This window comes from Flavobacterium celericrescens (assembly GCF_011392075.1).
In the GTDB taxonomy this organism is placed as follows: domain Bacteria; phylum Bacteroidota; class Bacteroidia; order Flavobacteriales; family Flavobacteriaceae; genus Flavobacterium; species Flavobacterium celericrescens.
Map to the genome: position 1 here is coordinate 292,600 of NZ_JAAJBV010000004.1, position 15,130 is coordinate 307,729.

Consider the following 15,130-nt stretch of genomic DNA (forward strand, 5'->3'; position numbering starts at 1 on the left):
GTCCATTGATGATAACAAATCAGACTGAAAGATTAAATTTTGCTTCGACAAAAAACATTCCACAATATCCAGATTTTCTAGATATTCAAGTGAAATCGTTTAAAGATTTTTTCCAATTGGAAACTAAATCTGACGAAAGAGGCAACGAAGGGCTGTATAATACCTTCATGGAAAATTTTCCAATTACTGATACGAGAAACCAATTCGTATTAGAGTTTCTAGATTATTTTATTGATCCACCTAGATATACTATTGAAGAGTGTATTGATAGAGGTTTAACGTACAGTGTGCCTCTAAAAGCTAGATTAAAATTATATTGTACTGACCCTGAACATGAGGATTTTGAAACTATCGTTCAAGATGTGTATTTAGGAACAATACCATATATGACTCCTAGCGGAACATTTGTAATCAATGGTGCAGAGCGTGTAGTTGTATCGCAGTTACACAGATCTCCAGGTGTATTCTTTGGACAGTCTTTCCATGCAAATGGAACTAAATTATATTCTGCCAGAATCATTCCTTTTAAAGGTTCTTGGATTGAATTCGCTACCGATATCAACAACGTAATGTATGCGTATATCGATAGAAAGAAAAAATTACCTGTAACTACTTTATTTAGAGCTATCGGATTTGAAAGAGATAAAGATATCTTAGAGATTTTCGACTTAGCTGAAGAAATTAAAGTTTCTAAAACTGGTATCAAGAAATATGCTGGGAGAAGACTTGCTGCACGTGTATTGAATACATGGCATGAAGACTTCGTGGATGAGGATACTGGTGAAGTGGTTTCTATTGAACGTAACGAAATTATCTTAGATCGTGATACAATTCTTGATAAAGATAATATCGAGGAAATAATTGAAGCAGACGTAAAAACTATCCTTTTACACAAAGAGGATAACAACGCGGCTGATTACACAATTATCCACAATACGTTACAAAAAGACCCAACAAACTCTGAAAAAGAGGCCGTTGAGCATATTTACAGACAATTACGTAACGCGGAACCGCCTGATGAGGAAACGGCTCGTGGTATTATAGATAAATTATTCTTCTCTGACCAACGTTATAACTTAGGTGAAGTAGGTCGTTACAGAATGAACAAAAAGTTAAACCTTGATATTCCAATGGAAAAACAAGTTTTAACGAAAGAAGATATTATTACAATCGTTAAATATTTGATCGAATTGATCAACTCTAAAGCAGAGATTGACGATATCGACCACTTATCAAACCGTCGTGTAAGAACTGTTGGTGAGCAATTATCAGCGCAGTTCGGAGTAGGTTTAGCTCGTATGGCTAGAACTATCCGTGAGAGAATGAACGTTCGTGATAACGAGGTGTTTACACCTATCGATTTGATTAATGCTAAAACATTATCATCGGTAATTAACTCATTCTTTGGAACTAACCAGTTATCTCAGTTTATGGATCAAACGAATCCATTAGCAGAGATTACACACAAGCGTCGTTTATCTGCCCTTGGACCTGGAGGTTTATCTAGAGAAAGAGCTGGTTTCGAGGTACGTGACGTTCACTACACGCACTACGGAAGACTTTGTCCTATTGAAACTCCTGAGGGACCAAACATTGGACTTATTTCATCATTAGGAGTTTATGCTAAAGTAAACGGAATGGGATTCATCGAAACACCTTACCGTAAAGTAACGGATGGTGTAGTTGATTTAGAATCTACTCCAGTTTATTTAAGTGCTGAAGAAGAAGAGGGTAAAATGATTGCTCAAGCAAACATTGAAATGGATGCTAAGGGTAAAATTACTACTTCTAATGTTATTGCACGTGAAGAAGGAGATTTCCCTGTGGTTGCTCCAACTGCCGTACATTATACAGACGTTGCTCCAAATCAGATTGCTTCGATTTCTGCTTCATTGATTCCTTTCTTGGAGCATGATGATGCGAACCGTGCGTTGATGGGATCTAACATGATGCGTCAGGCCGTTCCATTATTACGTCCTGAAGCTCCAATCGTTGGTACTGGTTTAGAAAGACAAGTTGCTTCTGATTCAAGAGTATTAATCAATGCGGAAGGAAACGGAACTGTTGAGTATGTTGATGCTAATATGATTACCATCAAATACGACAGAACTGAAGAAGAGCGTATGGTTAGCTTTGAAGCTGATGAAAAAACATATCAATTAATTAAATATAGAAAAACCAATCAAAGTACTTGTATTAACTTAAAACCTATCGTAAGAAAAGGGGACAGAGTTGTAAAAGGTCAAGTATTATGTGAAGGTTATGCTACTCAAAACGGAGAATTAGCAATTGGTAGAAACTTAAAAGTAGCATTTATGCCTTGGAAAGGGTATAACTTTGAGGATGCAATTGTAATTTCTGAAAAAGTAGTTCGTGATGATGTATTCACATCATTGCATATTGATGATTATACTTTAGAAGTTCGTGATACTAAATTAGGTAACGAAGAATTAACGAATGATATTCCAAACGTTTCTGAAGAGGCTACTAAAGATTTAGATGAAAACGGAATGATTAGAATTGGTGCAGAGGTTAAGCCTGGTGATATTCTAATCGGAAAAATTACACCAAAAGGAGAATCAGATCCTACTCCAGAAGAAAAATTATTAAGAGCTATCTTCGGAGATAAAGCAGGTGATGTAAAAGACGCTTCATTAAAAGCTTCTCCTTCATTACATGGTGTGGTTTTAGATAAAAAATTATTTGCGAAAGCAGTAAAAGATAAGAGAAAACGTTCTAAAGATAAAGAAGACGTTGATAAATTAGAAACTGAATTCGAAGTTAAATTCAATGATTTAAGAGATAAATTAATTGAAAAATTATTTATCATCATTGATGGAAAAACTTCACAAGGTGTAATGAATGATTTAGGTGAAGAAGTATTACCAAAAGGTAAAAAATTCACTAAAAAAATGTTACAAGCTGTAGAAGATTTTGCACATTTAACAAAAGGTCAGTGGTCTACAGATGAGCATACCAATGCAATGGTGAACGACTTAATTCACAACTACAAAATCAAATTAAATGATTTGCAAGGTTGGTTAAGAAGAGAGAAATTTACAATTACTGTTGGAGATGAATTACCTTCAGGTATTTTAAAACTTGCTAAAGTTTACATCGCTAAGAAACGTAAATTAAAAGTAGGGGATAAAATGGCAGGACGCCACGGTAACAAAGGTATTGTTGCAAAAATCGTTCGTCATGAAGATATGCCTTTCTTAGAAGATGGAACACCAGTAGATATCGTATTGAATCCACTTGGGGTACCTTCTCGTATGAACATCGGTCAGATTTATGAAACTGTTTTAGGATGGGCAGGTCAAAAATTAGGTAGAAAATTTGCTACTCCAATTTTTGATGGTGCAACTTTAGATCAAATCAACGCTTTAACAGACGAAGCTGGAATTCCTCAATTCGGTCACACATATCTTTATGATGGTGGTACTGGAGAGCGTTTCCACCAAGCAGCAACTGTAGGGGTTATTTACATGTTGAAATTAGGTCACATGGTTGATGATAAGATGCACGCACGTTCTATCGGTCCATACTCATTAATTACGCAACAGCCTTTAGGAGGTAAAGCTCAATTTGGAGGTCAGCGTTTTGGAGAGATGGAGGTTTGGGCTCTTGAAGCATATGGTGCATCAAGTACGCTGAGAGAAATCTTAACTGTTAAATCAGATGACGTTATTGGTAGAGCTAAAACTTACGAAGCAATCGTTAAAGGAGAAACTATGCCAGAACCAGGATTACCTGAATCATTCAATGTATTAATGCATGAATTAAAAGGTCTTGGACTAGACATCAGATTAGAAGAATAAATTTATCCCGGGAGTAGCTTCGGTTGCTCCCTTTATAACGCTTTTCATAAATCGAAAGTATTCATATCATGACAAGATTAAAAGATAAAAATACCGTTAAAAGATTTAACAAAATCACGATAGGACTTGCTTCTCCAGAATCAATTTTGGCAGAATCAAGAGGTGAGGTTTTAAAACCAGAAACTATCAACTATCGTACTCACAAACCAGAAAGAGATGGTCTTTTCTGCGAAAGAATTTTCGGTCCAGTAAAAGATTACGAGTGTGCTTGTGGAAAATATAAAAGAATTCGCTACAAAGGAATCGTTTGTGACCGATGTGGTGTTGAAGTAACGGAGAAAAAAGTACGTAGAGATAGAGTAGGACACATCAATCTTGTTGTGCCAATTGCTCATATTTGGTATTTCCGTTCGTTACCAAACAAAATCGGATATATTTTAGGATTACCATCTAAGAAATTAGATATGATTATTTACTACGAAAGATACGTAGTAATTCAAGCTGGTATTGCTAAAAATGCTGATGGCGAATCATTACAAAGATTAGATTTCCTTACGGAAGAAGAGTATTTGAATATTTTAGATACACTTCCAATGGAAAATCAATATTTAGATGACAATGATCCAAATAAATTCATCGCTAAAATGGGTGCTGAATGTATTATGGATTTATTGGCACGTACAGACTTAGATGAACTTTCTTATAGTTTACGTCATGCTGCTAATAATGAAACATCTAAACAACGTAAGACAGAAGCATTAAAACGTTTAAATGTTGTAGAATCATTCCGTGAGTCTAACTATAACAGAGAAAACCGTCCTGAATGGATGATTTTGAAAGTAATTCCAGTTATTCCACCAGAATTACGTCCGTTAGTGCCACTTGATGGAGGTCGTTTTGCAACTTCAGATTTGAATGATTTGTACAGAAGAGTAATTATCCGTAATAATCGTTTAAAAAGATTGATGGAGATTAAAGCTCCAGAAGTAATCTTAAGAAACGAAAAACGTATGTTACAAGAATCTGTAGATTCATTATTTGATAACACGCGTAAAGCTTCTGCTGTTAAAACAGAATCAAACAGACCATTAAAATCTTTATCAGATTCATTAAAAGGTAAACAAGGTCGTTTCCGTCAAAACTTATTAGGAAAACGTGTAGATTATTCTGCTCGTTCAGTAATTGTTGTTGGACCAGAAATGAAATTGTTTGAATGTGGTTTGCCAAAAGATATGGCTGCTGAACTATACAAACCATTCGTTATTCGTAAGTTAATCGAAAGAGGAATCGTTAAAACAGTTAAGTCTGCTAAGAAAATCATCGACAAAAAAGAGCCAGTTGTATGGGATATTCTTGAAAATGTAATCAAAGGACATCCAGTATTACTTAACCGTGCTCCTACGTTACACAGACTTGGTATTCAAGCATTCCAACCTAAGTTAATTGAAGGAAAAGCAATCCAGTTACACCCATTAGTATGTACGGCATTCAACGCCGATTTCGATGGTGACCAGATGGCGGTTCACTTACCATTAGGGCCAGAAGCTATTTTAGAGGCACAATTATTAATGTTGGCTTCTCACAATATCTTGAATCCAGCTAACGGTGCTCCAATTACTGTACCTTCTCAAGACATGGTACTTGGTCTTTATTATATGACCAAAGAGCGTTTGTCTACTCCAGAAATGAAAATTTTAGGGGAAGGTTTAACTTTCTATTCAGCTGAAGAGGTAAATATCGCTTTAAATGAAGGAAAATTAGAGTTGAATGCGCGTGTAAAAGTACGTGCTAGAGATTTTAATGAAAATGGAGAATTAGTATACCAAATTATCCAAACTACTGCTGGTAGAGTATTATTTAATGAAGTAGTACCACAAGCAGCTGGATATATCAATGAAGTTTTAACGAAAAAATCATTACGTGATATTATTGGTAAAATTTTAGCGGTTACTGATGTTCCAACTACTGCTGCTTTCTTGGATAACATGAAAGATATGGGATACAAATTTGCATTCCGCGGAGGTTTATCATTCTCATTAGGGGATATTAGAATTCCAGAACAAAAAACAAAATTAATTGCAGATGCTAGAGAACAAGTTGAAGGTATCTCAATGAACTATAACATGGGTCTTATTACCAATAACGAACGTTATAACCAAGTTATTGATATTTGGACTTCTGCAAATGCTCAATTGACAGAATTAGCAATGAAAAATATCCGCGAGGACCAACAAGGTTTTAACTCGGTATATATGATGCTTGACTCTGGAGCAAGGGGTTCTAAAGAACAGATTCGTCAGTTAACTGGTATGCGTGGTTTGATGGCTAAGCCTAAAAAATCAACTGCTGGTGGTGGTGAAATTATTGAAAACCCAATTCTTTCTAACTTTAAAGAAGGTCTTTCTATCCTTGAGTACTTTATTTCTACTCACGGAGCTCGTAAAGGTCTTGCGGATACGGCTCTTAAAACTGCCGATGCAGGTTACTTAACACGTAGATTACACGATGTGTCTCAAGATGTTATTGTAAACTCTGTAGATTGTGGTACATTAAGAGGAATTGAAGTATCAGCATTAAAGAAAAATGAAGAAATAGTTGAAACATTAGGCGAAAGAATTCTTGGTCGTGTAGCTTTACAAAATGTAATTAATCCTTTAGATAATGAAGTGTTAGTTGCAGCAGGTGAACAAATCACGGAAGCTATCGTTAAGAAAATTGAAGCGTCTCCAGTTGAAAAAGTGGAAGTTCGTTCTCCGTTAACTTGTGAAGCGACAAAAGGAATCTGTGCTAAATGTTACGGAAGAAACTTGGCGACAGGAAAAATGACTCAAAAAGGAGAAGCAGTTGGTGTTATTGCAGCACAATCAATTGGAGAGCCTGGTACACAGTTAACACTTCGTACGTTCCACGTTGGAGGGGTTGCCGGAGGTATTTCAGAAGAGTCTAGTATTGTTGCTCGTTTTGGAGGTAAATTAGAAATCGAAGATTTAAAAACTGTTAAAGGAGAAGATGCAGACGGAAACGCTGTAGATATTGTTGTTTCTCGTTCAACAGAATTAAAATTAGTAGACGCTAAAACAGGTATTGTATTAAATACACACTATATTCCTTACGGTTCTAGTATTTTTGTAAAAGACGGAGATGTTGTTGAAAAAGGTGCTACAATTTGTAAATGGGATCCATATAATGGGGTTATTATTTCTGAATTCACTGGTAAAGTTGCTTATGAAGATTTAGAACAAGGACAATCGTTCTTGGTTGAAATTGACGAGCAAACAGGTTTCCAAGAAAAAGTAATTTCTGAAGGTAGAAATAAAAAATTAGTTCCTACTTTATTGATTTATGGAAAAGATGGCGAATTAATTCGTTCATATAACTTACCAGTAGGAGCTCACCTTATGGTAGATGATGGCGAGAAAATTAAAGCAGGTAAAATTTTAGTAAAAATCCCACGTCGTTCTTCAAAAACAGGCGATATCACAGGAGGATTACCAAGAATTACCGAGTTGTTAGAAGCTCGTAATCCATCTAATCCAGCAGTGGTTTCTGAAATTGACGGTGTAGTTACATTCGGAAAAATTAAAAGAGGAAATAGAGAGATTGCTATCGAGTCTAAATTTGGTGAAGTGAAGAAATACTTAGTAAAACTTTCGAACCAAATTTTAGTACAAGAGAATGACTACGTGAAAGCTGGTACGCCACTTTCTGATGGTGCAATCACTCCAGAGGATATTTTAAGAATTCAAGGACCATCTGCTGTTCAACAGTATTTAGTAAATGAAATTCAAGAAGTTTACCGTTTACAAGGGGTAAAAATCAACGACAAACACTTTGAGGTAGTAATACGTCAAATGATGCGTAAAGTAAGAATTGTTGATCCAGGAGATACTTTATTCTTGGAAGATCAATTAGCCCATACTAGCGATTTCCTTGTTGAAAACGATAAATTATATGGAATGAAAGTTGTGGAAGATGCAGGTGACTCTGAAAATTTAAAACCAGGTCAAATCATTTCTCCACGTCAGTTAAGAGATGAAAATTCGTTGTTAAAACGTAATGATAAAAACTTAGTAGTAGCTCGTGATGTTATTACAGCAACTGCTACTCCAGTACTTCAAGGTATTACGAGAGCATCATTACAAACGAAATCATTTATTTCTGCGGCATCGTTCCAGGAAACTACTAAAGTATTAAACGAAGCTGCGGTTGCAGGTAAAATCGATACTTTAGAAGGATTAAAAGAAAATGTTATTGTAGGACACAGAATCCCTGCCGGTACAGGTATGAGAGACTATGACAATATGATAGTGGGTTCTAAAGAAGAATACAACGAGTTAGTTGCTGCAAAAGAAGAGTTTAATTACTAAGAGTAGAAACTAATCAAATATTTAAAAGCCTAGCAATTTATTTTGTTAGGCTTTTTTTAATCAAAAAAATATACTTAATCTTGTAAAATATTTTCAAATATTACTTGAATGAACTAATAACATAATATAAGTCAAATATATTTAAAAACTTCTATGACTTATATGTTTAAAAAATAAAAAAAATGGAAAATAACAACCCACAAGGGCAAATCAACATTGAGCTAGATGAAAAAACAGCTGAAGGAATTTATTCAAATTTAGCTATTATTAACCATTCAAATTCCGAGTTTGTTTTAGATTTTGTTGCAATAATGCCAGGTGTGCCTAAAGCGAAAGTAAAATCAAGAATAGTTTTAACACCCCAACATGCAAAGCGATTATTAAAAGCAATGGCAGAAAACATCAGAAGATTTGAAAATCAACATGGTGAAATCACTGAAGGTGAGACGCCAAATATCCCATTAAATTTTGGACCTACAGGACAAGCTTAGTGTGTTTTTTTATATTATAACGACTTTTTTTTGTTTTTATCGTTGTTTTGTTCGTTATTTTTGTTTTTATCGTAAATTAACACCCCTTAAATAAAATAATTTAAATTAATATTAATGAAAAAAAATTACTTTAAGATTGATTCCGTTGATGAAACATATTCTTTGATGGAAATAACAAATGGAAAAGTATTTAAACAATTAAAAGCTTTGTTGACATTGTTTTTAATTGTTTTTGGAATTTCATTTTCAAGTGCTCAAACTACATTAATTTCACCATCTGGTGATGGTGGTTTTGAAAATGGAAGTACTTTTGCCGCTAATGGATGGACAGCTGTTAATGCTTCAACAGATGGTTGGGTAATAGGTTCTGTTCCAGTTGTTTCGGCAGGAACAAATTGTGGATATGTTTCAGCTAATGGTGGGACATCGTGGACTTACTCTCAATTGAGTACTTATACACACATTTATAAAGATTTTACTATACCTGCGGGTGAAAATGTATTAACTTTAAAATTTAAATGGAAAGCAACTGGAGAAGGTACTACAACTTCTGACTGGGATAACATGAAAGTTTTTCTTGCTCCAACAACTGTAGTTCCAGTGAATACAGCTGCTGTTACAGGAGCAACACAATTAAGTGGTTCGGGTGCAATTAGCGGAATGTATAAATTGAATAGTGCAGCTTGGAATTCTGAAACAATAGTATTGTCAGGAACTCCTGGTACAACTTATAGATTAATATTTTCATGGAAAAGTGATGGTAGTACTATTGCTAATCCTCCGTCTGCTCTAGATGAGATAGAATTAATCTCTAGAGCGCCTGGTACTTTTATATCTGTTGTTACAGGTAACTGGAATACAGGTTCTACTTGGGATGCAGGTACAGTTCCAACGGCACTAGACAATGCTATTATAAGCGCTGGACATATAGTAACAGCAGATGCTGCTACAACCAATATCAATAATCTAACAGTAAATGGTACTTTAGCTTATGCTTCTGCAGCTACATCTGTCACTGTTGGAGGGAATCTAACAGTAAATGCTGGGGGTTTAATAAATGTTTTCAATGGAACAACTGGTAAAACATTAGCAGTTGCAGGAAATATTACTAATGATGGAAGAATCGATGTATCGGTAGGGTCTACTACTGGGGGAACATTAACTTTAAATGGTTCAACTGCTCAAACAGTTGCTGGTACTGGTACTTTTGGTGGGACAGTTACTTCAACTACAACAACTAATACTGCGAATGTAATTAGAAATTTGATTATTAATAATACTAGCACTGCTATTCCAAATGTTATTTGGTCGTTTAATGATGTTAAAGTTGCTTATAATTTGACATTAACAAGTGCAAAAATTAATTTAGGAACAAATAAATTAATTTTTGGTAATTACGCTGCTGGTAATACTCTTTCGGCTTCTGGTACAAATGGAATTTTGCCTGGAGGTAAGTTTTCAAGATGGTGGACAGCTGGAGCTACTGGTTCGTCAATTACTGCAGGGACTGATCCAACAAATGGAACTTCAAGATATCCAATGATTTCAGCAACAGGAGTGCAAAGAACAATGTATATTACTAGAACAAATAGTACGGGTGCAGTTGCAGGAGAATTAGCTGTTGTTTATACAGATGCTGCTACAACTACAACAGGTTTGTCAATTGTTGATGGTGCATATACAATAACAGATAGATATGATGGTAATTGGTCGGTTACTAATGAAGGAACTGCTGTTTCGGCATCTTCTTATACGTTAGTATTGTTCGCAAATAATGCATTGTATCCTTCAAATGGTAATGCAAGAGTAATGGGTGCAAGTACAGCTTTAAGTGGTACACATCAAAATGGTACTACTACACCTGGAGCACAGAGAATTACAGTTTCTCAAACGGATTTATTAGCTGCTCCATTATATGTTGGAATTGCTGCTGCTGATGTGCCTTTTGTGTCTATTGCAAATGGAGACTGGAATGCTACTACTACTTGGAATAAAGGAACAGCGCCAACTTGTGCAGATAATGTTACTATAGCTTCAGGTCATACGGTGACTGTTAATACACTTGCTAATGTAGCAAAAGGAGTTACAATTACTGCAGGGGGAACTTTAGCAATAGCTTCTGGCGATTTGACAGTAGGATGTACTTTGAATAATAATACATTAATAAATAATGGAACATTAACAGTTTCAGGAGGAATATTAAATGTTAATGGAAGTGTTTCGCATAATTCCGGAGCTACATTTAATCAAAGTGGTGGGGATATTAATATTGATGGTAATGCTGCTGGAGTAACAGCAAATTCTGCTACTTCATATCATTTAAATTTAGCAGCTGTAGTAAATTGGACAGGTGGAACACTTACAATTGTTGATCCACATGCTAGTACTACATCAACAGATGTCTTATATTATAATTTAGGGACAAGTTCAAATGTTGGAACGGGTCATACTTTACGTTTTGGAGATGGAATTTCTACAGATGCAGGAGGAAATGCTATTGGTTTTAAAGCTAATACTTATGTAGGTTCTGGAAGAATTAATTATGGTAATTTAGTAATTAATGGAGGAACTGGAACAAACAGAATTGTTACTGGAGGAACATACTCTAATGTAGTTTTAGGAAACTTAACAATCAATTCAAGTTCAGAATACGCACCAGCTGTTACTGTATTTGTTGCCGGAGATTTTGTAAATAATGGAACTTTTACACAAACTAGTACATTAACATTGTCTAGCTATGTAGGAACTACATCTGCTGTTTCAACTAACGCTCAAACTATTTCAGGTTCTGGTGTTTTTAGAAATTTAGCTACTTCACCAACGGCTAATTTGACTTCCTTAACAGTTAATAATTCAAACGCTACTGGAGTTACATTAAATGTTCCTTTATCAGTAAGTGGAACATTAACAATGACGTCAGGTATTATCAATACAACAAATACGAATTTATTATCTTTAGGAACGGCTACAGCAGCAGGAACTTTATCTGGTACGCCTAGTGCTACTAATATGGTTAAAGGACCATTTGCTAGAACTATTGCTTCAGGAAATACAAATTCTACTTATGTTTTATTTCCAATAGGTAAAACAGGATATGCACCTGTTTCATTAGCTCCTGCAACCACAGCTGTTACAGTTATGAAAGCAGAAGCATTTGATTCTAATACAGGAACACAAAATGCGGCAATCACTAACATGACAACAGCGAGAAGATGGGAAGCGCCAATTGTTTCTGGAACGTTAACAGATTTAAATGTTCGTTTAGGTGATGCTGGTATTTTAACAACAAGTATTCCAGTTCAAGCACCATCTGCTACAGGAGAATATACTAATAGTTTTGGTTCTGTTGCTACAACTGTAGCTGGAGTAACAACACAGTCTAATACAGCGGTTACAAGCGCAAACTATACTGGCTTCTTGAGCTATGCAGATTCTAATGCTTGTGGTGGTACTCCATCACCAGGTAATACTTTGGCTTCAACAAATTCAATTTGTTTAGGAACAACTGTTAATTTAAGTTTACAAAATGTAACTTCAGGAACAGGTGTAACATATCAGTGGAAATCTTCAACTGATGGAATAACATATACACCAATTTCTGGAGCAACAAATGCAACATTGTCAGTAACTCCATCAGTATCTACTTATTATGTTTGTGATGTTACTTGTTCGGCTGGTCCTTCTACAGGAACTTCAACTGCAGTTCAAATTATATTTTCAAATAGTATAGCAAGTACAACGCCAGGAACAAGATGCGGTACAGGTACTGTTGATCTTGGTGCAACAGCAAGTGCTGGAGCAACTGTTAAATGGTATAGTGCTATAACAGGAGGAACTGCTTTAGGCACAGGAACTGCATTCACAACGCCTTCTATTGCCGCTACTACAACTTATTATGCAGGAGCAGAATCTCCTACTTCAGGTACTGCTCAATTTGGGACAGCAGTTACTACAGCAGGAACTACAAACCTTTCTGCTTTTAATAATTATAGAGCAAGTGCTAAATATCAAATGATATATACTGCAAGTGAATTATCAAGTTTTGGATTAGTAGCTGGTAATATTACTTCTATAGGATATAATGTTTCTTCATTAGGTTCATCGGCTACAAATGCAAATTATACCGTAAAAATGGCTCCTACAGTTTTATCAACATTTGCAAATACAACATTTGAAACATCAGCATTTACGACATGTTATGGGCCATCGACTTATACGCATACAGCTAGTGGTTGGCAAATAATTACTTTTTCAACACCATTTACATGGGATGGAACATCAAATATAATAATTGAAGTATCGCATGATGGTATTGATGCTTCAGCTAGTGCAAACACTCAATTCACGGCTACTGCAGGCAACACTGTTTTATATTCATACAATGGTGCGAATAATACACTATCAACAAATAGATTTAATGTTTTGTTTAGTGGACAAGTAGCTTGTGCTTCTGAGAGAGTGCCAGTTGTGGCTACAGTTAGTGCACCACCAGTATTTACTTTAAGTTCAAATTCAGAAATTATTTGTAATGGTAGTAATTCAAATGTAATTTCAATTACTGCAGGAGCTTCTGATTATGATACATATACATGGAATCCTTCAACTGGAGTTTCTGGTAATGCAACTATAGGTTGGGCATTTAATCCAACAGTGACTACCTCTTATACTTTGACAGCATCTCAATCTGGAGGAGCTTTATGTTCGACTACTGCTATAGTTAATATAACAGTTAATGCAAGCCCAACATTACTTGCTATTACCCCTTCATCTGTTTCAACATGTGTTAACTCAATTCAGCCTTTAGTAGCAACAGGTGGAACAATTGGATCAAATGGTACTTCTCAGATAGGGACAGCTACTACTTTAACAAGTTCAACTGGTCAACCTACAGCTTTTTGTAATCGTTTTAAACACTATTGGTTACAAATGGTTTATACTGCAGCAGAATTGACAGCTGCAGGAGTTCAACCTGGAAATATTAATGCTATAAGTTTTAAAACAGGGGCGCAAGGATCTGCTAATAATGTTACAGATTTTAAAGTTCGATTAGGTAATACAACTAACAATACATTAACAGGTTTTACTACTACAGGTCTAACACAAGTATATAGTGCTGCAACATATTCTACTGTTGTTGGAGTAAATACTATTACATTTGATACTCCTTATGTTTGGGATGGTACGTCAAATATTATTGTTGATATGAGACAAACAGGTATTGATGATTTGTATAACTCTACAACAGAGTATACTGCAACAACGGGTAATACAGTAGTTTATGCAATTACATCAACAACAAATGCAGGTGGTTCTGATGGTTATGCAACTTCAGCACCTTCAGCAACAACAAGTCTTAATAGATTAAATACAACTTTTGTTTGGAATAATAGTCAATCAACAGCGGTTACATGGTCTCCTGCTACTGATTTATATACTGATGCTGCAGCTACTAATGCTTATGTGTTAGGTACACCTGCAACAACTGTTTACTTTAAATCAAGTGTGGTTGGTGGTCCAATTAATTATACAGCAACTTCTACTTCTGTCAATGGTTGTACATCTTCAGCAGTAGTTCCAGTTACTGTTAACGCTTTGCCAACAGTTGTTACTAATAATCCAGCTGCTGTATGTTTACCAGCTTCTGTTGATTTAACAGCTACTGCAGTTACAACAGGATCTGATTTAGGTTTAACATATACATATTGGACTGATTTAGCAGCAACTTCTTCATTGGCTAATCCAAATGCAGTTTCAACTTCTGGAACTTATTATATTAAAGGTGAAAATGCTAATGGATGTTCAGTTGTTCAAGCCGTTACAGTTACTGTAAATGCATTGCCAACAGTTGTTATTAATAATCCAGCTGCTGTATGTTCACCAGCTTCGGTTGATTTAACAGCTTCAGCAGTTACAACAGGATCTGATTTAGGTTTAACCTTTACTTATTGGACTGATTTAGCGGCAACTTCTACATTAGCTAATCCAAATGCAGTTTCAACTTCTGGAACTTATTATATTAAAGGTGAAAATGCTAATGGATGTTCAGTTATTCAAGCAGTGAATGTTACTATAAATGTTCCAACATCTAATAGTACTACTGCTTCAGCATGTGATAGTTATATTTGGTCAGTAGATGGATTGACTTATACAGCTTCTGGAACATATACTAATATTTCTACAAATGCTCAAGGTTGTACCCACACAGAAACATTAAACTTAACAATTACGCCAAGTACATCTAATAGTACAACAGCGTCAGCATGTGATAGTTATGTTTGGGCGGTTGATGGAGCTACTTATACTGCATCAGGAACATATACAAATGTAGTTGGATGTCATACAGAAACATTAAACTTAACAATTACGCCAAGTACATCAAACAGTACAACAGCGTCAGCATGTGATAGTTATGTTTGGGCGGTTGATGGAGCTACTTATACTGCATCAGGAA

At 35.4% G+C, this 15,130-nt stretch carries 4 protein-coding genes; all 4 read left to right on the plus strand.

Annotation, left to right across the window (positions count from 1 at the left end):
• The first annotated feature begins 8 nt into the window (after positions 1–8).
• A complete protein-coding gene (gene rpoB / locus G4L40_RS07705; RefSeq protein WP_166236615.1) occupies positions 9–3,821 on the plus strand; it encodes a DNA-directed RNA polymerase subunit beta in 3,813 nt (1,270 codons plus the stop codon).
• 68 nt (positions 3,822–3,889) lie between these two features.
• Positions 3,890–8,188, plus strand: coding sequence for a DNA-directed RNA polymerase subunit beta' (gene rpoC / locus G4L40_RS07710; RefSeq protein ID WP_166236616.1), 4,299 nt, complete (start codon positions 3,890–3,892; stop codon positions 8,186–8,188).
• A gap of 182 nt (positions 8,189–8,370) precedes the next feature.
• Positions 8,371–8,679 (plus strand): DUF3467 domain-containing protein, encoded by a 309-nt coding sequence (locus G4L40_RS07715; RefSeq protein ID WP_166236617.1) that lies wholly within the window; start codon positions 8,371–8,373, stop codon positions 8,677–8,679.
• Positions 8,680–8,793: 114 nt separating this feature from the next.
• Positions 8,794–15,130 (plus strand): Ig-like domain-containing protein (locus tag G4L40_RS07720; RefSeq protein WP_166236618.1); only part of this gene is annotated, 6,337 nt, incomplete at its 3' end.